We start from the raw sequence: 21,485 nt of genomic DNA, 5'->3' as shown, positions 1-21,485 counted from the left end.
AGGGCTCCTCCGTACGACCGGTGACGGATCAGGCCGCCACGGGGCGACAGCTCAGGCAAGGCCGGTAGCCGGCGCCCCGCGCTGCGGCCACCGATCCGAACGGCACCCGGTGACGGTCGGTGATACGTCGGGCATGCGCACAGGTCGGATAACAGAAGATGCGGGTCGTACCACTCCCCAGATAGTGGGTACCAGCCGCGGCAAACCGGCCCAGACGCTCTTCGTCGACGCCCTCATGCGCACGCAGCCGCTCCACCAGACCCGCCGGCAGACCGCAGTCGACCGGCCGGCCGTCCTCGTCGCTGAGCCGATGAACCGGGATCAGCACCGGGGCGGGACCGGACCTCACCGCCGCCAGCAGTTCCGCCGTCGTGGCCCCCGCGACTCCGGCCTCCGTCCCCAGCCAGCCCACAGGCCGCAACTGGCCGCGCGGAACGACCCGTACCGCCTCCAGGACCCTGCGCCGGACCTCCGGCAGAGTTCCGTAGTCGTAGCGCAGAGTCCGGTCACGACCGGTTCGCAGCGCCCCTACGACCCCCGGCAGCGGTCTGCCCGCAGGCAACGCGGCCCGGCCGGTGCGGCGCAGGTGCTCCTCCTCGAAGGCCTCCGGCCCGGCGTACAGGTCCACCGGCCCGGCCCCGGTGACCGCTCCCCGGCCGTACGCGACGAACAGCGAGACGATCGGGCCCTCGACCACCGAGTAGCAGTCGTACGTGTCCTCGGTGATACCCGCCCGCCGAAGGATCCGGATCGCCAGGTCCACCGGCATAGGGGCCCGCAGAGCGTCGAACCCGTGCGGTGCGCCTTCCGTGTCCCGCACGGCCGCCGTGCCGTTCACCGGCCCGCCCGGCCCCGCATGCAACCCACTCATCCGATCACCTCCTCCTGCGCCAGTCGGGGCATCCCACGCAACGCCACCAGCCCGCGCGAAACCTGAGCCTTGACCGTGCCGACCGGACACTCCAGCAGCCCCGCGATCTCCGCGTAACTCAACTCGGCGATATGCCGCAGAACCACTGGCACCCGGTGGTGTTCAGGCAGCTCGGCGAGCGCCGCCACCAGCCGTTCCCGCTCCATCACGTGCTCCGCCGACTGCTCAGGCCCCGCCCTCCCGTCGACGAGCGGCAACTCCCCGGCATCGACCCCCGACGCGGCGACCGGACGCCGTGTCAGCGTACGCACATGGTTGCGCCATACATTCGTGCCGATCGCCAGCAGCCATGCCTTGGGCTGCAGTGCCGCGCGCCGCTCCGGCGTATAGCCACGCAACGCCGTGTACGCCCGCAAGAACGTGTCCTGCACGAGATCTTCCACATCGTGCGATCCACCGGAAAGGCGAAGCAGCACCGAGTAGACGATCCCGCCATGAGAGCGCACCAACTCCGCGAACCCACGGTCGAGGTCCACCGCGAGCAATTCAGCGACCTCCAGAGGCATCTCATCCATCACTCACCAGAACACCACGCCGCGACGACCGGTTGCACGCTGAACCACCCCGACCGGCGGACAGGCCGGAGCAGTGGGGCGGAGGCCGCATCGGGCTTGCTGTGACGCTGCTGGTGGCGGAGGAAGGTGATCCCGATGTCCGCGGCGTGCGTCTCCGGTCTCGGGGCGGGCTCGGCACGGCGTAGTGCGCCTGCGCGCGACGGCCCGTCCGCGCGGCAGTCGCGCTCATGTGGGGCGCTCCCCCGTGGGGCGCGCCCCACTACGGGGCGACCGGCTCCCGGTCGCCCCGGGTGTCCTCGGCGAGCTGTTCCAGGAACGGCTCCACGGCCGCCCGCCACCCCTCCGGCTGGTCGTAGTGGACGAGGTGGCCGGCGTCCGCCACCTCCGCGTACTGGCCGCGGGGCAGGACGCGCACCATCTCCTGCGCCTCGGCCCGGCCCAGCTCCCCGTCGAGCCCGCGCAGCACCAGGGCGGGGCACCACACCTGGGCCAGCTCCTCCCAGTGCGCGTCGTAGACCCAGGTGGCGCGGGAGCGGAGCATCTGGCTGCGGGAGAAGACCGGGCGCCAGCCGTCCTCCATCTCCGCCATCACCTCGGCATAGAACGCGCCGCGCGAGGGGTTCGGCCGCTCCACCCAGGGGTCGTCCTCGCCGAACCACTTCCGTACGTCGGCGAGGGTGGCGAAGGGCAGCGGCCAGGACGCGAACCAGTCGCTCCACTCCCGCTGCGAGGCCGCCCCGAGGGCCGAGGCCCGCATGTCGCAGATGACGACGGCCCGGACCAGGTCGGGGCGCTTGGCGGCGAGCTGCCAGCCGGTGAGCGCTCCCATGGCGTGGCCGACGACGGTGACGGGGCCGAGGTCCAGTTGTTCGATCGCGGCCTCGGCGTCGGCGACGTACGCGTCGCGGGTGTACGGGCCGTCGGCCGGCTTGTCGCTGCGGCCGTGGCCGCGCTGGTCGAGGCCGACCGCGCGGTACCGCTCGGAGAGCCAGCGGGCGGTGGGGGCCCAGTGGGAGGCCCGGCCCATCAGCCCGTGCAGCAGTAAGACGCCGGGGGCCCGGTCCGCTCCCGCTCTGTCCGTCCCCGCACGCTCCTTGGGCGGATCCGCGAACTCCCACGCCGCGAGGCGTACGCCGTCGGATCCGGTCACATCGATGCGCCGCACCATGGTCCTGGCACCCCCTTCTGGTCCTCGATCACCGCGTGGTGGCATCGCCAGACTATCGAACTCTTATTCGAAAACAGGGATCCGCCGCTCAACACCCCACGTTCGAGTGACATGCGGCGAGGATTGCCGTCGGCCGCCCTGGGGAGATCTTCAACGGGAGGCGGACCGCTCGGGGACAGGGGTCCGTGGGGATCGACCTGCAGAGCTCGGGGCTCCAGGTCAGCACAGGGGAGGACCGACCCCGGCGCCCTCGGGCGCCGGGGTCGACCCTTGTTCACGACAACGATGGCAACGATGCCAGAGCACGGCGGGGCCATCGCCAGACCGCCCCTGACCAGGGCATCTCGGACCAGGGCACCTCGGACCATGGCAGCCACCGATCGGCGTGCATGCCGGTAAGACGGGCGCATTCCCTGCTCCCTCCCCGACCGTGCCCGACCGCATCCGGCCCGGCACCCTCAGGTCATATGCCTGGCCTCAGCCTGGCACGCGATCGCCCCGCCCGCTGCGGGTTCAGCCCTTTCCAGCCGCCCGGGCCCCGATCCAGCCCATCCGGCGCCCACCCCACCCCAGCCCGTCCGGCGTTTGAGGACGGAACCCTGGCCGAGGGGAGCGGCAACCCACACCAGGGCCCCGGGGCGCACGGGCCGAAGACGCCAACGGCGTCAGCGCGTCAGCGCTTGGCCACGAACACGTGCGAAGCAACCTCCGCGTCCAGCTCCGCCGCCTCCCCGCTCGACCCGACCAGCACCCCGCCCGGCGACTCCGTCACGCTGACCACGGACCCGGGCTGCACCCCGGCCCGCCGCAGCGTGTACATCAGCTGGGCGTCCGTCTGGATCGGCTCCCCGATCCGCCGCACGACCACGGTCTTGCCCTCCGCGCCCGGGTCGAGCTCGGCCAGGCTCACCATGGAGTCGTCCAGGAACGGGTCGGCCTCCGCCTTCTCGCCCAGCTCCTCCAGGCCCGGGATCGGATTCCCGTACGGAGACTCCGTCGGGTGCCGCAGCAGCTCCAGCACCCGCCGCTCCACGGCCTCGCTCATCACGTGCTCCCAGCGACAGGCCTCCGCGTGGACCTGCTCCCACTCCAGGCCGATCACGTCGACCAGCAGGCACTCGGCGAGCCGGTGCTTGCGCATCACCCGCGTCGCCAGTCGGCGGCCCTCCTCGGTCAGCTCCAGGTGGCGGTCCCCCGCGACCTGGACCAGGCCGTCGCGCTCCATGCGGGCCACCGTCTGGCTGACGGTCGGACCGCTCTGGTCCAGCCGTTCAGCGATACGGGCGCGCATGGGGACCACGCCTTCCTCTTCCAGTTCGAGGATGGTGCGGAGATACATCTCCGTGGTGTCGATCAGTCCGGACATACGTGCCCCTCGATGCTGTGACTAGAAAACGTCGTGCGATGGCCCTGCACCAATTCTGACGCATAGCACGGACAACCGTGCCGCCCCGGCCGAAGACCGTCCGCCGGAGGCCGCCAGGCGCTATTGACAGGCCACTGGTCCAGACCGCAACGTGATCCGCGGCACAGCCATTCCCACCCCGCCGAAAGGGCCCTTCCCGATGAGCGACAGCAAGCTGGCCGGTCAGTTCTTCGATGCGGCGATCGGCCTGCTCCAGCGGGTACGGGACGAGGAGGCGGGCTCCATCGCGGCCGCCGGCGCGGCCATCGCCGACACGGTCGAGGCGGGCGGCCGGCTCTTCGCGTACGGCGCCGGGCACTCCTCCCTCGCCGCCCAGGACGTCGTCTACCGGGCGGGCGGACTGGCCCTGATGAACCTGCTCACGGTGCCCGGCACCACCGGCGTGGACGTCATGCCCGCCACCCTCGGCTCCGCCCTGGAGCGGGTGGACGGCCTGGCCTCGGCGGTCCTGGACTCCAGCCCCGCGACCGCGGGCGACGTGCTCGTCATCATCTCGCTCTCCGGCCGCAACGCGCTCCCGGTCGAGATGGCCCAGAACGCCCGGGCCCTCGGGCTGAAGGTCATCGGCGTCACCTCGGTCGCGTACGCGGAGAACACCCGCTCCCGGCACACCTCGGGCGGCTTCCTGCGCGACCACTGCGACATCGTCCTGGACAGCAAGATCGCGATCGGCGACGCGGAGCTGAGCGCCCCCGGCATCGAGGCCCCCTTCGCCCCGGCCTCCACCGTCGTCACCAGCGCGATCATGCAGTCGATGATGGCGGCGGCGTCCGAAGCGCTGGTGGCCCGGGGCATCGAGCCGCCGCTCCTGCGCTCGGGGAACGTGGACGGCGGCCACGACTGGAACGGCCGGGTCATGACGGAGTACCGCGAGCGGATCTTCTACCGCCACTGAGAGCGGTACTACGCACAGGTCGGCAGCGTCACCCGGGCCGTCAGCCCACCGCCCGGGTTCGCGGTGGCGCCGACGTCCCCGCCGTGAGCGCGGGCCACCGACGCCACGATGGAGAGCCCGAGCCCCGCGCCCTCGCCCGGCGCGTGGCGGCGGGCCCGCGCCCGGCGGAACGGTTCGAACAGCAGCGGCAGAGCCGCCGGGTCGACCACGGGCCCCGTGTTGGCGACCTCCAGGCCGCCCGGCCCGACCCGGACCCGTACCGTCCCACCCGGATGGTTGTGGCGCAGCGCGTTGGTGACCAGGTTGTGCACCAGGTGGTCCAGGAGGACCGGGTCGCCCCGCACGCTCACCGGCCGGGCCTCCACGTCGACGGTGACGGCCCGCTCCGCCGCCTCCGCCGCCAGCGCCTCGGTGACCGTGGCGGTGGTGGCGTCGAGGCCGACCCGCTCGCGCCGCCGCAGCCCCTCGTCGGAGACCGCGAGGAGGAGCAGGCCCTCGATGAGCTGCTCGCTGCTGTCGGCGGTGTCGATGAGCTTGTCCCGGATCCAGGCCACCTTCTCGGGCGGCGGGTCGTCGGCGGGCCCGATCTCGGCGGCGGCCCGCTGCACGGCGAGCGGGGTGCGCAGCTCGTGGGCGGCGTTGGCGGCGAACCGCTGCCGGGCGGCGACCAGTTGCTCGATCCGGTCGAGCATCCCGTCGAACGTGTCGGCCAGCTCCTTCAGCTCGCCGGGCGGGGCCTTCAGCGCGATCCGCTCGTGGAGGTTGGAGCCGGAGAGCCGGCGGGCCCGGGCGGTGATGACCCCGACGGGCCGCAGCACCCGGCCCGCCATCCACCAGGCGAGAGCGACGGAGAGCGCCGAGTAGACGGCGAGGGAGAGCGCGGAGACGGTGAGGAGCTGGTGGAGCACGGCGTCCCCGGCGGCGCTGGAGACCTTCCGCGCGACGGCGTACTGGCCGGGCTGGATCACGGTGGTCTGTGCCCAGTCGGCGGACGGCAGCATCGGGACGGAGGCGGTGTCCAGCCGGGAGGCGGGGACGGCCGGGGCGACGGCGGTCATCACGCTGCTGTAGAGCCCGTCGCTGACCAGCACGTAGACGAGCCCCATGAGCAGGACCCCGGCCAGCACCAGCAGGCCGCCGTAGAGCGCGGTGAGCCGCGCGCGCTCGCTGTTCACCGGGCTTCCTCCGGATCGGTCAGGGGCGCGGGGCCGCTCCCCGTACCCGCCACGGGGCCCCTCTCCGTACCCGCCACGGCGCCGCCCCCGATGCGGTACCCGGCCCCCGGCACGGTCTCGATCACGGGCGGCGCGCCCAGTTTCGTACGGAGCTTGGAGAGCGTGACCCGGACCGCGTTGGTGCGGTAGCTGGTGTCCTCCTCCCACACCTCCTCGATCAGGTCGTCGCCGCTGACGACGGCGCCCTCGGCCCGCAGGAGGGTTTCCAGCACGGCGAACTCCTTGCGGGAGAGGGACAGGTAGCGGCCGTCGCGGCAGACCTGGCGGCGAGCGGTGTCGAGCGTCAGCCCGGCCCGCTCCAGCACCGGTGGGAGGGCGGGGCGGGAGCGGCGGCCGAGGGCGAGGACCCGGGCGAGGAGTTCGTCGTACGCGAACGGCTTGGTCAGGTAGTCGTCGGCGCCGAGCCCGAGGCCGGCCACCCGGTCCCGTACGGTCCCCGAGGCGGTGAGCATCAGGATCCGGGTCAGCAGGCGGGCGCCGACGACCCGGCGGCAGACCTCGTCGCCGTGCAGCCCGGGCAGGTCGCGGTCCAGGATCATCACGTCGTACGCGCCGAACCGGAGCTTCTCCAGCGCGGTCGGCCCGTCGGGGGCGATGTCCACCGCGACGGCGTCACGGCGCAGTCCCTCGGCGATCATCCCCGCCAGGAACTCCTCGTCCTCCACCACCAGCACGCGCATGGGCTCTGTGTACCCGAAAGCGATGTTTCGCCGGTGTAAGCACCGGCGCTGAGAGAAACGAGACCGTCTCCTCGCCCACGCTCGGGCCGTCCTTACCGACGTACACGAGGAGCCCTCCATGACCCTTCTCCGCGCCCGGCGGCGCACTCTCGCCGCCGCCTGCCTGCTCGCCACGACCGTCGTCCTGTCCGCCACGGCCTGTTCGGGGAGCGGCGACGGCGGCGGCGGTACGAAGAGTGGCGGCTCGGCCTCCACCACGAAGAAGACGGACGAGGACCAGGCCCTGGAGCACCGCAGGTGCCTCCGCGCGCAGGGCCTGGACATCCCCGAGCCGAAGCCGGGCGAGAACGGCATGGGCGTCACCATCGACGGCGGCTCGAAGAGCAAGCAGGAGATGGAGAAGGCGTTCAAGGCCTGCCAGGACAAGGCGGTCGGCGGCGGGCCCAAGGAGCTGACGCAGGCGGAGAAGGACAAGATGGTCGCCTTCGCCCGGTGCATGCGGAAGAACGGCTTCGACATGCCCGACCCGAAGTTCGACGGCGGGATGGCTCAGGCGGCGCCCGCGCTGAAGGACTCGGACATGAAGAAGTTCGAGAAGGCGAACAAGGCGTGCGAGAGCGTGGGCCGATGAGGCGCGGACGGGCCGTCGCGGCGGTGGCGGCGGTGCTCGCCGTGACGGCCGGAACCATCGCGGTCACGCAGCTCGGCGGCGGCGACGGCGACGGCGGTGCGGATGCGGCCGGCGCGAAGAACACCGGCCTGCCGCCGGCCACCGCCCCGGTCGAACGCGGCGACCTGCGCGACAGCGCCCAGGCGGACGGAACCCTCTGCTACGACAGACAGCGCAAGATCAACGCGGCCGCCTCCGGCACCCTGACCTGGGCCCCGCGCACCGGCTCGACGATCGAGCGGAACGAGCGGCTGTACGAGATCGACGGCCGGCCGGTCCGGCTGCTGTACGGGGCGGGGCCCATGTACCGCACCCTGAAGCCGGGCGACGAGGGCCGGGACGTCGAGCAGGTGGAACGTAACCTCGCCGCCCTCGGCTACACGGGCTTCACCCCGGACACCGAGTACACCGAGCTGACGGCGGCGGCCGTCAAGCGCTGGCAGAAGGCGCACGGCAGCAAGCAGACGGGGACGGTCGGCCCGCAGGACGTCGCGTTCGCCCCCGGGAAGGTCAGGATCAAGGGCGTGGCGGCGGCCGTCGGCGATCTGGCCCAGCCGGGCGCCCCACTGCTCACGACGACCGGCAGCGAGCGCATCGTCACCTTCGAACTGGACGTGGCGGAGAGCCGGCTGGCCAAGGCGGGCACCAAGGTCACGGTCGAGCTGCCGGACGGCACCAGCGCGCCCGGCACGGTCTCCTCGGTCGGCCGGACGGCGAGGCCGGGCAAGGACCCGCAGGACGGCAGTCCGAAGGTGACGCTGACCGTCTCCTTCGACCAGCCGGAGAAGGTCGGCGGCTTCGACCAGTCGCCGGTGACGGTGAACCTGACCGGAGAGACCCGCGAGGACGTGCTGACGGTCCCGGTGAACGCGCTCCTGGCGCTGCCCGGCGGCGGCTTCGGAGTGGAGGTCGTACGCGGTGACGTGGCCCGCGAGGTGACGGTGGAGCTCGGGATGTTCGCGGAGGGCCGGGTCGAGGTGTCCGGCGGCGGGCTGAGCGAGGGCATGAAGGTCGGGGTGCCGAAGATATGAGCGGCGCCGCACCTGCGGACACGGTCGTCGGCCTCCGGGGCGTCACCAAGGAGTACGCGGGCGGGGTCACCGCCCTGCGTGGGGTGGACCTCACCGTGCGGGAGGGCGAACTCCTGGCCATCGTCGGCCCGTCCGGCTCCGGCAAGTCCACGCTGCTGCACATCGTCGGCACCCTGGACCGCCCCACCGCCGGCACCGTCCACATCGCGGGCCACGACGTGGCGGCCCTGACCGACCGCCGCCTCTCCGCCCTGCGCGCCCAGCACGTGGGCTTCGTCTTCCAGGCGTTCCACCTGGTCCCGGGCGTCTGTGCCCGCGACAACGTGGCGGAGGGCCTGCTCTACTCCGGCCTCCCCCGCTCCGTACGCCGCCGCAAGGCCGCCGAGGCGCTGGACCGGGTCGGCCTCGCGGACCGCCTGGACCACCGGCCGCACCAGCTCTCGGGCGGCCAGAAGCAGCGGGTCGCCATCGCCCGGGCGGTTGTGGGCGAACCCGCGCTCCTGCTGGCCGACGAACCGACGGGGGCGCTCGACTCGGCGTCGGGGGCGGCGGTGATGGAGCTGCTGCGGGACCTGAACCGGGAGGGGGCGACGATCGCGGTGATCACGCACGACACGGAGATCGCGGGGAGCCTGCCGCGCGAGGTGCGGATCAGGGACGGCGAGGTGGTGGCGGACCTACGGAACGCTCCGGCTCCGATGCCACCCCTGGAGACAGGGGCGGGGCTGTGAGCCGGGGCGCGGCGGGCAGCCGCCTCAGGGCGGCCCGTCTCGGCCCCCGGGACGTCCTCCACGTCGGCTCGTCGGGCCTCCGCAGCCGCCCGATGCGGGTGGTGCTCTCCGCCCTCGGCATCGCCATCGGCATCGCGACGATGATCTCGGTGGTCGGCATCTCCGCCTCCAGCCAGGCCCAGCTCCTGCGCGAACTGGACACGTTGGGCACCAACCTCCTGGTGGCCTCACCCGGCGACTCGATGTTCGCCGGAGAGGAGGTGCACCTGCCGGAGGGCTCGGTCGGGATGGTGGGCCGGATCAAGGGCGTCCAGGAGGTGGGGGCCACCGCCGACCTGGACGCGACCGTACGCCGCCACGAGAGGATCGACGAGGACGATACGGGCGGGATCGCGGTCAAGGCGACGACGGCCGACCTGCTCCGCGTGCTGCGCGGCGAGGTCGCCGAGGGCAGGTGGCTCAACGCGGCGACCGGCCGCTATCCGTCGGTGGTGCTCGGCCACGTCGCGGCGGAGCGCCTGGGGGTCACCCGGCCCGGCCGGCAGGTATGGATGGGCGACCGGTACTTCACGGTCACCGGCATCCTCGCCCCGCTCCCGCTGGCCCCGGAGATCGAACGCTCGGCCCTGGTCGGCTGGGAGGGCGCGAAGCGCCTGCTGGACTTCGCGGGCCACCCGACGTCGATCTACGAGCGGTCGGACGAGGCTGCGGTGCAGGACGTGCGGAAGGTCATGGCGGCGACGGTCGACCCGCAGAACCCGCAGAACGTGAAGGTCACCGACCCGTCGTCGGCACTCCGCGCGAAGGCGGCGACCGAGGGGGCGTTCAGCAGCCTGCTGCTGGGCCTGGGCGGCATCGCGCTGCTGGTCGGAGGCGTAGGGGTCGCCAACACCATGATCATCTCGGTCCTGGAACGCCGCTACGAGATCGGCCTGCGCCGCTCGCTGGGCGCGACCCGGGGCCAGATCAGGATCCAGTTCGTCACGGAGTCCCTGATGCTGTCGGGCCTCGGCGGCCTGGCGGGGGTGGCGCTGGGATCGGCGGCGACGGGGGTGTACGCGCACACGGGCGGGCTGCCGTGGGTGGTCCCGCTCTGGGCGGTCGCCGGAGGCTTCGGCGCGACGCTGGTGATCGGCACGGTGGCGGGCCTCTACCCGGCGGTGCGGGCGTCACGGCTGTCCCCGACGCTGGCGCTGCACGCGGCGTGAGGGGGGTGGGGGCCGGGGGCCCGGGGGGCAGGGCTCCGGGTGCATGGCCGCCAGGCCCGTACCAGGGCCCTCGGCTACTCCCCCGCCGCCCGCGCCAGATCCACGGCCCCCGCGACCCGGGCCGCCACCGTCTCCGCGTACGCCGTGTCCGGGCGTTCGAAGGCGGTCCGGTTGGCCGCGCGCAGGAACGTCAGCACGCCCAGCGTCCGCCCCCGGCTCCGGAGCACCGTGCACAGGGCGTGGACGGCGTCCTCGGGCCAGCGGCGCTCCACCGCCCAGGCCGCCCCTCCGGCCTCCCCGGCACCCGCACTCGTGCGGACCGAGCCCGTCCGCTCGACGGCCTGGAGGGCCGGGTGCCCGGGCCTGTACCGGACCGGGATGGACCCGCCCGCGACCAGCAGACACGGGCCGGGCGCATCCGTGGGCGTGGCGGCCGTACGGACGAGGCGCTCGCCCCCCATGACGTCGAGGAGGACGTGGTCGGCGAACCCGGCCAGCGCGAAGTCGAGCAGGGAGGTCGCCGCCTCCATCGGGTCCTCGCACTCGGAGGCCGTACGCACCGCCCGGTGCAGTTGGCTCGTCCGGAACCGCAGCCGGTCGGCCTCCTGCTGCGCGAGCTTGGCGGCGGTGACGTCCCGGAAGAGCCACCCCACCCCGAGCGGAACCGGCTCCTCCGCCAGCGGTGAGGCCAGCCGCAGGAACCCGCTGCGCCAGCACCGCCGCCGCTCGCCCTCCGCCGTACGCAACGTCACCCACAGCTCGGCCGGGGCACCCGGAGCGCCTTCGGCGAGCACGTGCTGCAGGGCCGCCTCCAGCTCCTCGACCCCCTGGACCACCAGCTCACCGAGCGGCCGGCCGAGGAGGGTGGTGCGGCCGCCGCCGAGCGCGCGGGAGGCGTACGCGTTGACCACGGTCGGGCGGAGGTCGACGTCGACGAGCACCACACCCCACGACGCGTCCTCCAGCAGCGCCTCGCTCAGCGCGATGGCCCGCTCCAGGTCGATCTGGGCGTGCACCTCGCTGAACGCGCAGTACACCCCGGCCGGCTTGCCGTCGGCGCCCAGCACCCGGGCGGACTGGGTCCGCACGAGCACCCGGCTGCCGTCCTTGCGCAGCAGCGCGAACTCGTGGACCTGGCGCCCGGGCGTGTCCATGGCGGCCATCAGCCGCCCCTGCACCTCGTGCGCGTCGGCCCGGCGCACCGCCCATCCGGCGAAGCCCGTACGCCCCACGGCCTCCTGCGCGGACCAGCCGAGGATGCGCTCGGCCTCGCGGTTCCAGTGGGTGACCACGCCGCCCGCGTCGAAGGCGCAGAGCGCCGCGTCCATGCCGTCGAGGAGGGCGGCGAGCAGCTCGGCCCCGGAGTCGGGCGGCGGTTCGGGGCACATGGGCTCTCCCGCGCCCTCGTCGGGTCCGAGCGCGTCGGCGAGCCCGCTGCTCCTGGAAGCACCCACTCCGTACCCCCCGCAGAACGCAGAACGTGTCGGCCGTTTCCCCGCGCGTCACCGCGCGTATTACTGCACGTCAGACCATTCAACTCGAACGTGACCCAGCGCACATCCCCCTTCGCCAAATAAATGGGTTGAGCGGCCGCCGGGGCCGCTCGTAGGCTTCTCAGCACACAGGAAAGGAGGTGTTCCGGAAGTGATTTCTCTTCGGACTCGTGAGGTGGCTGCGGGCTGACGCCCGTTGTCACGCACTTTTCGCAGTGCATGGCCGGATGACGGCCAATCCCTAGCAGTCACCGACCCGCAGGCTCGCCGGTAAGTCCGGCCGGCTCCTTCGTGCACGGAGGAACCAGAGCCTGCGGGTTTCTGCGTTGTACGGGTGTTTCCACAGGTGACAGGCGGGGCCCGGGACCTTACGGACAGAGCCGCTCCACCCTCCAGGCCTCGCCCTCCCTGACGTACCGCAGCCGGTCGTGCAGCCGGTTCCCGTGCCCCTGCCAGAACTCGATGGTCTCCGGGACGACACGGAAGCCGCCCCAGTCCGGCGGGGCGGGCACCTTCTCGCCCTCCGGATAGCGCGCGGCGAGCTCCTCGTACCGCTCGATGAGCTCCTCGCGGGAGCCGATCACGGTCGACTGGTCGCTGGCCCAGGCGCCGAGCTGGGAGCCGTGCGGCCGGGTGCGGAAGTAGCCGACGGTCTCCTCGCGGGAGACCCGGGAGGCGGTGCCGGTGACGATCACCTGGCGGGCCATGGGGTGCCAGGGGAAGAGCAGTGAGACGTACGGGTTGGCGGCCAGCTCGCGGCCCTTGCGGGAGCCGTAGTTCGTGAAGAAGACGAAGCCCCGGTCGTCGTACTGCTTCAGCAGGACCGTACGCGAGGAGGGGCGGCCTTCCGCGGAGGCGGTGGAGACGACCATGGCGTTGGGCTCGTGGAGCACCCCGCCCACGGCGACCTGGCGGAACCAGCGGGCGAACTGGTCCATGGGGTCGGGGCTGAGATCGGACTCGGTGAAGTCCTCGGTGCGGTACTGCTCGCGCATGGCCGCGGGATCGGTGCTGGAACCGGGGGCGGGATCGGTGCTGGAATCGAGGGTGGAACCGGGGGCGGCGTTGCGGGTGGAATCGTCCGGGAGAGGTCCCGAAGAACGTTCTGGTGTGGGCACGGGCCCATCCTGCCGCAGCGGCGCAGTGTGCCCGGCGAGGAGGGCCGGTAACCACGCCCCGTCGAAATGGGGCCCTGTGCCGGATGTCACGCTTCCCCGCTCCGTGGGAACCCGCCAATATCTTGGGGCGGGCCCCTGTGGCCTTCGCACAGCCGCGGCGTCCGTACGGGAGTGGCCGCGGCGGCCGCAGTCCATCCGCCGCCGAACTGAGGGAGCCGCCTGATGTCCGACTTCGTACCCGGTCTTGAGGGAGTCGTCGCGTTCGAAACGGAGATCGCCGAACCGGACAAGGAAGGTGGTTCGCTCCGCTACCGCGGGGTCGACATCGAGGATCTGGTCGGTCATGTCTCCTTCGGCAACGTCTGGGGCCTGCTGGTGGACGGGGCGTTCAACCCCGGGCTGCCGCCGGCTGAGCCGTTCCCGATCCCGGTGCACTCGGGTGACATCCGGGTCGACGTGCAGTCCGCGCTGGCGATGCTGGCCCCCGTCTGGGGTCTGAAGCCGCTGCTGGACATCGACGAGGCGACCGCCCGGGACGACCTGGCGCGGGCGGCGGTGATGGCGCTGTCGTACGTGGCCCAGTCGGCCCGTGGCCAGGGCCTGCCGATGGTGCCGCAGAGCGAGATCGACAAGGCGCACTCCGTGGTCGAGCGGTTCATGATCCGCTGGCGCGGCGAGCCGGACCCGAAGCACGTCAAGGCGGTGGACGCGTACTGGACGTCGGCGGCCGAGCACGGCATGAACGCCTCCACGTTCACGGCCCGGGTCATCGCCTCGACGGGCGCGGACGTCGCGGCCGCGCTGTCCGGCGCGGTGGGCGCGATGTCGGGCCCGCTGCACGGCGGTGCCCCGTCCCGGGTCCTCGGCATGATCGAGGAGATCGAGCGTACGGGCGACGCGACGGCGTATGTGAAGGGCGCCCTGGACCGGGGCGAGCGGCTGATGGGCTTCGGCCACCGCGTCTACCGCGCGGAGGACCCGCGCGCCCGCGTCCTGCGCCGCACGGCCCGTGAGTTGGCGGCGCCGCGCTTCGAGGTGGCGGAGGCGCTGGAGAAGGCCGCCCTGGAGGAGCTGCACGCGCGGCGCCCGGACCGGGTGCTGGCGACGAACGTGGAGTTCTGGGCGGCGATCGTGCTGGACTTCGCGGAGGTCCCGGCGCACATGTTCACGTCGATGTTCACGTGTGCCCGTACGGCGGGCTGGTCGGCGCACATCCTGGAGCAGAAGCGCACGGGCCGCCTGGTCCGCCCCTCGGCGACGTACGTGGGCCCGGGCACGCGGAACCCGAGCGAGATCGAGGGGTACGCCAACATCACGGACATCGCGGACCTCGCGGGGTAGGTGCGGGGCCCGGGGATGTTGGATGTGCCGGTACGGGGTACTCGTACCGGCACATCTCCGATCCGAGGAGGCCCACGGTGACCACTCCCCGACTGCCGCGACCGACCCTGACCCTGTCCAGCACGGTGATCGACGCCCCGGACGCAGCGGAGTTGGCGGACTTCTACCGCCGCCTGCTGGGGTGGGAGACGGTGCAGGAGGAGCCCGGCTGGGTGAAACTCCTCCCCCCGGGCGGCGGTTCCGGCCTGGGCTTCCAGACGTCGAAGCCGTACGTTCCCCCGGTCTGGCCCGCCTCCCTCTCCGCGGAGGGCGACCAGTTGATGATGCTGCACCTGGACTTCGAGGTGACGGACCTGGAGGCGGGGGTGGCCCACGCGGTGGCGGAGGGCGCGACTCCGGCGGAGTTCCAGCCGCAACACGACGTACGGGTGCTGTTCGACCCGGTGGGCCACCCGTTCTGCCTGTTCGTCCGCGACCAGGTCCTCGGCGAGACTCCGGCGATCAGCCCGGAGTGGGTCGCGGAGCAGGCCCGGGACATCAGGACGCAGAACCCGATGGCGTCGGAGGCGGTGACACCGGACCGGCGGGAGGCGGCGGGCACGGCGGAGCCGGACATGGCGTCGTAGAACGTACGCTCCGGGGCCGCCGGTTCGCCGGCCGTCTCGGCCCCGTCGGCCGTCTCGGCTCCGCGGGTCGGGTCGTCTCAGCTCCGTCGGCGAGCAGCCGGGAGCGGAGTGCTCGGCTCCGGGGCTGCCCGCGCAGGGCCGGGGTACGCGGTGCGGCATGAGCCGAAACCTGTTCGACCCCGAGAACTTCATCCAGCCTGCCCAGGCCCCCGGGCTGACGCAGGAGAACCCCATGGCGGTGCGCTACGCCGTCAAAGGCGAGGCGTACGCCCGCCAGGGCACGATGGTGGCCTGGCGCGGAGCGTTGTCGTTCGAGCGGCAGGGCCAGGGCGTGGGCAACTTCCTCAAGCGCGCGGTCACCGGCGAGGGACTGTCCCTGATGACCGTGACCGGCGAGGGCGAGGCGTGGTTCGCCTCCGACGCGGCGCACTGTTTCCTCGTGGACGTGGACGAGAGCCACGGTCTCACCGTCAACGGCAAGAACGTCCTGTGCTTCGACGCCTCGCTCAGCTACGAGATCACCACCGTGGAGGGTGCGGGGATGGCCGGTGGCGGCCTGTTCAACTGCACCTTCGGCGGGACCGGCCGCCTTGCGCTGACCAGCGCGGGTGTCCCGCTCGTGCTGCCGGTCACGCCCGAGTCGCCGGTGTACGTCGACACGGACGCGGCGGTCGCGTGGAGCCCGCAGTTGCGGCCGTCCCTGCACCGGTCGCAGAGCATCGGCTCGATGTTCAAGGGCGGCAGTGGTGAGGCGGTGCAGCTGAAGCTGGAGGGAGAAGGGGTCGCGGTGGTCAATCCGGGAGAGCCGAAGCCGGCCCAGGCGTCCGGCTGAGCCCACCTGTCCTCTGGAGGTGTGGGCCGGCGGCCGAAGGGCCCACACCTCCAGCACGGTTCACGTCCTGGCGGACCGCCGGACACGGCGTCATGACCTCGCGTCCCGGGACAGCTCAGTTGAACGGAACGGCGTCCGTCGGCGCGGTGTGCCAGTTGGTGACGACGGGCTTGTCGACGGTGATGGTGCCGACCTTCAGGGAGACCGGGTCGGGGTCGTCGTTGCCGACGGCGACGATGATGCTGTCGAGTTCCTTGCCTCCGTCGGTGTTGGTGGTCTTGGGGTTGATCCCCGCGTAGGCGACCTTGGCCCCGCTCAGCGTGACCGGCTTGCCGACGGACTGCTCGACGGGCCCGGCCTCGGTCCCGTCGGACCCGAAGGCGACGGTGGGCAGCCCGGCCGGCAGGACACAGGTGATCCCGGACTTGGCCTTCGCCATGACGAGGATGTACCCACCGGCCTGGCTCTCGGAACGGCTGCTCCAGGAAAGGTCGTTGGCCCCGCACACCTGCCCGACCTTGGAACCCTTGCTGCCGCTGCCGGCCCCGCTGCCGGCGGACGGGGAGACGGTGGGCGCGTCGGATGCCTCGTCGGAGGCGCCGTCCGAGGGAGCGCCCGAAGGGCCATCCGTCGGGGCGTCCGAAGCGGCATCCTCGGAGTTCTCGGAGTTCTCGGAGTCTTCGGAGGCGGAGGGGCTGCCCGCGACGGCCGAAGGAGAATCCCTCTGCCCGGCCCCGCTGTCCACACTGCCATCGGTGTCCTGGCACGCGGTCATCAGCAGGGCGCCGCCGACGAGGGCGGCGGAGGCGAGGAGGGCCTTGCGACGGTTGCGGTGGCCGAACATGAGATCCCCAAGGTGTTGTTGGTCGACGGTCCGAGGCAGAAGCGCTGTCCCGGCTGCCCGTTCGGGCTCCGGAACACCCACCAGGAGGGCGTCCCGATCGCGGGGGATCCCGGCGTCGCCGTTCCCGGACACCGCTGTCACAGCCCGGTTACATGATCACGAAATGACCGGCTCCGGCGCCCCTGGCGCCACCACGCAGGAGGATGGGCGGCATGCCCCTGACGACACACCAGGAGACAGCCGTCACGATCACGGCCGTAAGGCCCTACGGCTCCGAGGCCGACGCGAACGGCACGCCCGCCTTCATCGACGTCGCCAAACACCCTTCTTGGCGGTCCCCGGACGTACCGGCCCCTCAGGTGGGCGACCGCCTGCACACCGTGGTCCTGGACGCCACGAGAACGCCACCCAGGCTGAGCGCGCTACAGCAGGACATCGAGATCGCGCGTGTTCTGCGGTCGGGCGGATGAGGGGCGGAACAACGCCTGCCCAAGTCCCGCACGTTGGTTCACGGACCTGATAGGCATCCCGATCGGTGCCGTCGTCCAGGCCTTCGCGCTCGGTGCCCTGTACCGCCACGTCACGGAGCGGCGCGCCCATGGCACGGCGCCCGGCGTCAGCAGCGCCTGACCCCGGGAACTGGATCGCCCCTCGCGCGTGCGGGGCTGTTCCCCTGTACCTCCTGGACGGGAACGGCAAGGCGTGGTGGTCGCCGCGCGTGGAAGGAGGGTCCACCAAGCGTCGGCGGCCGCTCGTCATGCCCCACGGCCAGGCCACCGAGCACCGAGCACCGAGCACCGAGCACCGAGCACACGTAACGCCGCCCTCGTCCGGCTCGTTGTCGCGAGAGGCGAGAGACATGGGTGGTCGACGCCCGTGAAAGCCCAGGAGGCTCGGGAAACATGATCGAAGAGGGCGGCGGCCCCGGGGGATGCCCGGCGTCGCGGGGAGAGCCTCGGGAGGAGCCGCCCGTCGCGCACTCCCGTACGCTGCGGTTCTGGCTCGATCCGGCGAACATCGCGGTGCGCCTCGGTCAGGCAGGTCCCGTCACCAGGACGAAGGCCGGGCCGGCGGTCGCCTTCCAGGTCAACGACCCGTCGCTGATCCGTAAAGTCGGCTGCGGGGAGGACATCTTCCAGGCGTGGAGCGCGGACCCGTGCCTTCGGGACTTCACCGGGAACGGCTTCTCCGGATCCGAGGGCCAGCCTCACCGGGACCGACGCGCGTTGATGAAACCGGCGCTCGCGGCACCCCGTCTGACGGCTCTGGGACCGTCCGTACGGGACAGTACCGAGGGCCTGCTCGCCGGGCTGCCCGCCGACCGCCCCGTCGACATCCCCGTCGAGATGAGCCGCATCGTGGCGGGACTCGTCATCGAGACCGTACTGAAGAGCGGCATCTCCCCGGACACGCTGGCCGCGCTCGCACGAGCACGTTCCGTGCTGTCCGCAGGGGTGTTCTGGAGGTACGCGCTGTCGCCGTGGCCCTGGGTGCCCGCGCCGAGGGGCCGCGCCTTCCGCCGTGCCTCGGCGACGCTGAACGAGGCCGTCCGGGAGGTCTACGTACGCCACCGGCCGGACGCGGACGGGAACGACGTCGTCTCCCTGCTCAAACGCTCGTCCGACAACCGGCCGGACGCGGCGCTGCACGACCTGCGGGCGCTGCTGTTCGCCGGCATCGAGGCCACGGCCTCGACACTCGCGTGGGCCTGCTACGAGCTGGGCCGCCACCCCGACCACCAGGCGGCCATCCGGGCCGAGGCCGACGCCGTCCTGGGCACCGACACCCCGGCCGATGCGGTCCGACCCGACCTGATGCCCCGTACCGCCGGCTTCGTCAGGGAGGTCACGCGACTCCACGGCATCCCGTTCCTGGTACGCCGCCCCCGCCACGCGACGTACGTGGGCGAGCAGCCGGTACCCGCCGGAGCACTGGTGACCCTGCCCCTGGGCGCGCTGCGTCGTGACCCCGCCCGGTACGCGCGGCCCGAGGAGTTCGACCCCCTGCGCTGGTCACCCGAGGCCCACCCCCAGCTCTCCCCCGCCGCCCTGCTCCCCTACGGGCTCGGCCCACGCTACTGCCCGGGCGCCGCGGCCTCCGAGATCCTGACGCCCGTCGCGCTGGCGACCCTGGTCCGCTCGCGGACGCTCCGTACGACGCCGCCCGGCGGGACCGTCCGCGTCAGCCTGGAACTCACCCCGATGCCCAAGGGCCTGACCATGGTGGCCGCACCCCGTGAGCCGCACCCGCCCGCTCCTGGGCCGGCCCACGGCGAGCAAGCCGACCCCGCCCGCCGGCCCTGAGCGCGGGCCGGCCCCTGACGACCAGGACGCTCCCCCGCGCCGCCCTCCCCTCGGACGGCCCCGCGGCAGGCTCCAGCAGCACGCCGACCACGTCGCCCACGACGCTCGGTCCCGGCTCGCGCGACTGCTGCCCGCGGACCTTGGCCGACGAACGGGCCCGACCCCGGAGCTGTGCGGGCGCGTCAGATCTGAACGACTGCTTGGTCACGCATCCAGCCCCGCCCGTCGGCCGCCGCGTCGGTGGTGACCAGAACGTAGCCGTACTCGTTGTGGGCGGCGCCCTCGCAGGTCGAGGCGCCGACTATGTCACCGGCGTGCTTGGTCTTGACGACCACGCTGTTCGGGTTCGGGTTCTCGTACACACCGGCCGTCGGCCACAGGACTTTGTACTGGCATCCCAGCTGTCCGGAAGCGCCGGCCGCGGGGCCGACGGCGAGGACACCGGCGCAGCTGAGAGCAGCGGCCAGAACGATGGTGGTGAGACGGGTCATGTGCATGGTGGTGATGCCCTTCGAGAGCCGACGATCTGTCAGCGCACAGAATCGCAGGACTGTCGCGGTACTGTCGCTCGCCTCCACACGTCTTCCCCGGTTGCGCACCGGCGGGGTGGACGTGCTGCACTCGACGCTGACCGAGGGCCCGGTCCAGCTCGCGTTCTCGCGGCTCTCCGTGCCCGCGGGGATGGTTGATCGGGTGATGCGCCGGCCGACGCCGCTGCGGGTCGACGACCGTAAGGGCGGGCGGCCGCCCCGGCACGGCGGCGAGTTCGTGTTCGGAAACCCCAGCACCTGACCTGGGGGAGACGCGCTTTCGGGGTGTTCCGCGTGCGGCGTCCGCCGTGCTGAGGTGTGGCGAACGCCGGTCCTGACGCGGCCGAGACGAGCTTTGGGGGCTTTGACCTCGGGCTTGTGCCCGGCGCGTCAGGGGAGCTTCGGGTGATGGTTCTGCGGGCCGTTGGGGGAGCCGCACCTACCGGACGAGCGCTTGCTGTCGGCGGGCGCCGTGTCCGGGTTCGGCGAGCGCCCGTAGCGTCTCCAGCAAGGTCCGTACCCCGAATCCCGTGGCCCCGTGAGGGATCTCGCCGTACGTCGGCTCGTCGTTCCACACCGGTGCCGCGACGTCCAGGTGCGCCCAGCGTGTGCCGGGGTTGACGAAGTCGGCCAGGAACAGGGCGGCCTGCACAGTGTCCCCCCGGCGGTGTGAGCAGTTGACACGGTCGGCGACGGCAGAGCGCAGGTGCCGTCGCTCGTGCGCGAGCAGGGGGAGCCGCCACAGGCACTCACCGGCTCGCTGTCCGGCCTCGACCAGGAGGTCGGACAAGGCGTCGTCGGCGGAGAGCAGCGCGCCCGTCCGCGTGCCCAGGGCATGGGCGGCCGCAGAGGTGAGCGTGGCCACGTCGATCACCACATCGGCGTGGCCCGGTTCGCTTGCCAGCGACAGAACGTCGGCGAGAAGGACGCGTCCTTCGTTGTCGGTGTGCGTGATCTCGGTGCTGGTGCCGTCACGGTGCCGCACCACGTCCCCCACGCGCAGGGCCCCACCGTCCGGCATGTTCTCGGCCAGGGGCAGGTGGGCACGGACCCGGAGCGGCAGGCCCAGCCGGGGAAGGGCCATCACGGCACCGACGACGGCTGCGGCCCCGCCCATGTCGGCCTTCATCGTGTGCAGTTCACCGGAGGGCTTGAGGGACAGCCCGCCGGAGTCGAACGTGACCCCCTTGCCGACCAGGGCGACGGTGAGCGCCGCCGGACCGTCGGGCTCTTAGACGCATTCCACGCTGCACGGAGGCTCCGACGACCCCCGGCCGACGGCGGTCAGACCCGCCAGCCCCAGCCGTTCCAGTTCGGCCTCCTTGTACACGGTGTGAGTCATCCCGGCTTGGCCGGCGGCCGCCGCGATCCGGTCGGCGAAGACGGTCGGGGTCAGTTCGCAGGCCGGGGCGTTGACAAGGTCCCGGGCCAGGCAGGTGCCGTCAGCCGCGGCCAGTGCCTCCGCGAGGGCATCCGGGCCGGCGCCCGTGATCCGGAACTCGGCGGGGAGCGGCGCCCCCTGCGAGGACCGATGGGCGTCGTACCGGTAGAGAGCCAGCCTGGCACCTTCCGTGACGGCCTGGACATGATCGTCCGGGGCGACACGGGCCCCGGGCGGGACCGCGAGGTCCATGCGGACGGTCCGGGCGGGCCCGACGGCCCGGGTGGCGGCCGCCGCAGCCACCCGTAGGACGGACCGGGTCAGCGCGTCCGCGGGGCCCAGGCCGACATTGAGGAGGACACCGCGACCGTCCTCGGCCGGTTCGGCCACCACCTGTCCAGGCCGGGCGAGGAAGCCGCGCCGACGAACGAAGGCGCTCGCTTCAGCGGCGGAGTGCCAGGGCCGGACGATCACATCGGCGTGCTCGTCCGGCGTTCCGGCGCGGAAGGTGGTCATGGTGTCGTCGC

At 72.6% G+C, this 21,485-nt stretch carries 21 protein-coding genes and 2 pseudogenes; 12 read left to right on the top strand and 11 right to left on the bottom strand.

The genetic code is table 11. The features are described from left to right. Nucleotides 1-28 precede the first annotated feature (28 nt). From ACFWRT_RS10640 to ACFWRT_RS10625, 4 genes are all read right to left on the bottom strand, one after another. Nucleotides 29-871, bottom strand: a complete 843-nt coding sequence (locus ACFWRT_RS10640; RefSeq protein WP_380950629.1) for an Ada metal-binding domain-containing protein — start codon at nt 869-871, stop codon at nt 29-31. Beyond that, complete coding sequence (locus ACFWRT_RS10635) at nt 868-1,446, bottom strand: RNA polymerase sigma factor (RefSeq protein ID WP_380950631.1); 579 nt, start codon at nt 1,444-1,446, stop codon at nt 868-870. The genes ACFWRT_RS10640 and ACFWRT_RS10635 overlap by 4 nt, the downstream gene beginning before the upstream one ends. A gap of 259 nt (nt 1,447-1,705) precedes the next feature. Further along, nucleotides 1,706-2,614: an alpha/beta fold hydrolase gene (locus ACFWRT_RS10630; protein WP_380950632.1), complete on the bottom strand. Its 909-nt coding sequence runs from the start codon at nt 2,612-2,614 to the stop codon at nt 1,706-1,708. Between the two features lie 673 nt (nt 2,615-3,287). After that, nucleotides 3,288-3,980, bottom strand: coding sequence for a metal-dependent transcriptional regulator (locus ACFWRT_RS10625; protein WP_073877280.1), 693 nt, complete (start codon nt 3,978-3,980; stop codon nt 3,288-3,290). Nucleotides 3,981-4,179: 199 nt separating this feature from the next. On the opposite strand from ACFWRT_RS10625, the gene ACFWRT_RS10620 reads away from it, so the two are divergent. Next, nucleotides 4,180-4,935 carry an SIS domain-containing protein gene (locus tag ACFWRT_RS10620; protein WP_380950633.1) on the top strand — a complete coding sequence of 252 codons (756 nt, stop codon included), beginning with the start codon at nt 4,180-4,182 and terminating at the stop codon, nt 4,933-4,935. An 8-nt stretch (nt 4,936-4,943) separates the two neighbouring features. Here the strand turns inward: ACFWRT_RS10620 and ACFWRT_RS10615 are convergent, their stop codons facing one another. Together ACFWRT_RS10615 and ACFWRT_RS10610 are read right to left on the bottom strand one after the other, a co-directional pair. Next, nucleotides 4,944-6,110, bottom strand: coding sequence for a sensor histidine kinase (locus ACFWRT_RS10615; RefSeq protein WP_380950634.1), 1,167 nt, complete (start codon nt 6,108-6,110; stop codon nt 4,944-4,946). Continuing rightward, nucleotides 6,107-6,850 (bottom strand): response regulator transcription factor, encoded by a 744-nt coding sequence (locus ACFWRT_RS10610; RefSeq protein WP_380950635.1) that lies wholly within the window; start codon nt 6,848-6,850, stop codon nt 6,107-6,109. The genes ACFWRT_RS10615 and ACFWRT_RS10610 overlap by 4 nt, the downstream gene beginning before the upstream one ends. A gap of 118 nt (nt 6,851-6,968) precedes the next feature. Between ACFWRT_RS10610 and ACFWRT_RS10605 the strand changes: the two genes are divergently transcribed. From ACFWRT_RS10605 to ACFWRT_RS10590, 4 genes are read left to right on the top strand one after another with little or no spacing between them, the layout of a single operon-like run. After that, complete coding sequence (locus tag ACFWRT_RS10605; protein ID WP_380950636.1) at nt 6,969-7,481, top strand: hypothetical protein; 513 nt, start codon at nt 6,969-6,971, stop codon at nt 7,479-7,481. Then, nucleotides 7,478-8,551 (top strand): efflux RND transporter periplasmic adaptor subunit, encoded by a 1,074-nt coding sequence (locus ACFWRT_RS10600; RefSeq protein ID WP_380950637.1) that lies wholly within the window; start codon nt 7,478-7,480, stop codon nt 8,549-8,551. Before ACFWRT_RS10605 ends, ACFWRT_RS10600 begins: the two co-directional genes overlap by 4 nt. Continuing rightward, on the top strand, nt 8,548-9,282 hold the full coding sequence (locus ACFWRT_RS10595; RefSeq protein WP_380950638.1) for an ABC transporter ATP-binding protein: 735 nt from the start codon (nt 8,548-8,550) through the stop codon (nt 9,280-9,282). Before ACFWRT_RS10600 ends, ACFWRT_RS10595 begins: the two co-directional genes overlap by 4 nt. Continuing rightward, nucleotides 9,279-10,490: an ABC transporter permease gene (locus ACFWRT_RS10590; protein WP_380950639.1), complete on the top strand. Its 1,212-nt coding sequence runs from the start codon at nt 9,279-9,281 to the stop codon at nt 10,488-10,490. Before ACFWRT_RS10595 ends, ACFWRT_RS10590 begins: the two co-directional genes overlap by 4 nt. A 74-nt stretch (nt 10,491-10,564) precedes the next feature. Here ACFWRT_RS10590 and ACFWRT_RS10585 read toward each other — a convergent pair whose 3' ends face one another. Then, nucleotides 10,565-11,944, bottom strand: a complete 1,380-nt coding sequence (locus ACFWRT_RS10585; RefSeq protein ID WP_380950640.1) for a PAS domain-containing protein — start codon at nt 11,942-11,944, stop codon at nt 10,565-10,567. A gap of 407 nt (nt 11,945-12,351) precedes the next feature. Then, entirely contained in the window at nt 12,352-12,978 is a 627-nt protein-coding gene (gene pdxH, locus ACFWRT_RS10580) for a pyridoxamine 5'-phosphate oxidase (protein WP_380950716.1), read from the bottom strand. Nucleotides 12,979-13,323: 345 nt separating this feature from the next. Here pdxH and ACFWRT_RS10575 point away from each other — a divergent pair, with 345 nt between their 5' ends. From ACFWRT_RS10575 to ACFWRT_RS10565, 3 genes are all read left to right on the top strand, one after another. Next, nucleotides 13,324-14,442 carry a citrate synthase 2 gene (locus ACFWRT_RS10575; protein ID WP_380950641.1) on the top strand — a complete coding sequence of 373 codons (1,119 nt, stop codon included), beginning with the start codon at nt 13,324-13,326 and terminating at the stop codon, nt 14,440-14,442. Nucleotides 14,443-14,519: 77 nt separating this feature from the next. Then, nucleotides 14,520-15,068 carry a VOC family protein gene (locus ACFWRT_RS10570; protein ID WP_380950642.1) on the top strand — a complete coding sequence of 183 codons (549 nt, stop codon included), beginning with the start codon at nt 14,520-14,522 and terminating at the stop codon, nt 15,066-15,068. Nucleotides 15,069-15,225: 157 nt separating this feature from the next. Further along, a complete protein-coding gene (locus ACFWRT_RS10565) occupies nt 15,226-15,900 on the top strand; it encodes an AIM24 family protein (RefSeq protein WP_380950643.1) in 675 nt (224 codons plus the stop codon). Nucleotides 15,901-16,015: 115 nt separating this feature from the next. Here the strand turns inward: ACFWRT_RS10565 and ACFWRT_RS10560 are convergent, their stop codons facing one another. Continuing rightward, complete coding sequence (locus ACFWRT_RS10560) at nt 16,016-16,744, bottom strand: DUF4232 domain-containing protein (RefSeq protein ID WP_380950644.1); 729 nt, start codon at nt 16,742-16,744, stop codon at nt 16,016-16,018. A 212-nt stretch (nt 16,745-16,956) separates the two neighbouring features. On the opposite strand from ACFWRT_RS10560, the gene ACFWRT_RS10555 reads away from it, so the two are divergent. The 3 genes and pseudogenes from ACFWRT_RS10555 to ACFWRT_RS10550 all read left to right on the top strand — a co-directional run bounded on the left by ACFWRT_RS10555 (nt 16,957) and on the right by ACFWRT_RS10550 (nt 19,047). Further along, a complete protein-coding gene (locus tag ACFWRT_RS10555; protein WP_380950645.1) occupies nt 16,957-17,214 on the top strand; it encodes a hypothetical protein in 258 nt (85 codons plus the stop codon). Between the two features lie 46 nt (nt 17,215-17,260). Then, nucleotides 17,261-17,374, top strand: a pseudogene (locus tag ACFWRT_RS37620) (SCO4225 family membrane protein); the annotation flags it as partial. A gap of 272 nt (nt 17,375-17,646) precedes the next feature. Then, a complete protein-coding gene (locus tag ACFWRT_RS10550; RefSeq protein ID WP_380950647.1) occupies nt 17,647-19,047 on the top strand; it encodes a cytochrome P450 in 1,401 nt (466 codons plus the stop codon). 182 nt (nt 19,048-19,229) lie between these two features. Here ACFWRT_RS10550 and ACFWRT_RS10545 read toward each other — a convergent pair whose 3' ends face one another. Next, nucleotides 19,230-19,538, bottom strand: coding sequence for an MBL fold metallo-hydrolase (locus ACFWRT_RS10545; protein WP_380950648.1), 309 nt, complete (start codon nt 19,536-19,538; stop codon nt 19,230-19,232). Nucleotides 19,539-19,542: 4 nt separating this feature from the next. On the opposite strand from ACFWRT_RS10545, the gene ACFWRT_RS10540 reads away from it, so the two are divergent. Next, nucleotides 19,543-19,839 (top strand): hypothetical protein, encoded by a 297-nt coding sequence (locus ACFWRT_RS10540; RefSeq protein ID WP_380950720.1) that lies wholly within the window; start codon nt 19,543-19,545, stop codon nt 19,837-19,839. Between the two features lie 177 nt (nt 19,840-20,016). Here ACFWRT_RS10540 and ACFWRT_RS10535 read toward each other — a convergent pair. Further along, nucleotides 20,017-21,474: pseudogene (locus ACFWRT_RS10535) on the bottom strand (leucyl aminopeptidase family protein). Nucleotides 21,475-21,485: the final 11 nt, after the last annotated feature.

The organism is Streptomyces cyaneofuscatus, from assembly GCF_042718795.1.
Lineage (GTDB): Bacteria > Actinomycetota > Actinomycetes > Streptomycetales > Streptomycetaceae > Streptomyces > Streptomyces cyaneofuscatus_A.
The sequence above is the reverse complement of the archived record's forward strand: the minus strand, read 5'-3'. Positions and strand labels throughout refer to the sequence as shown.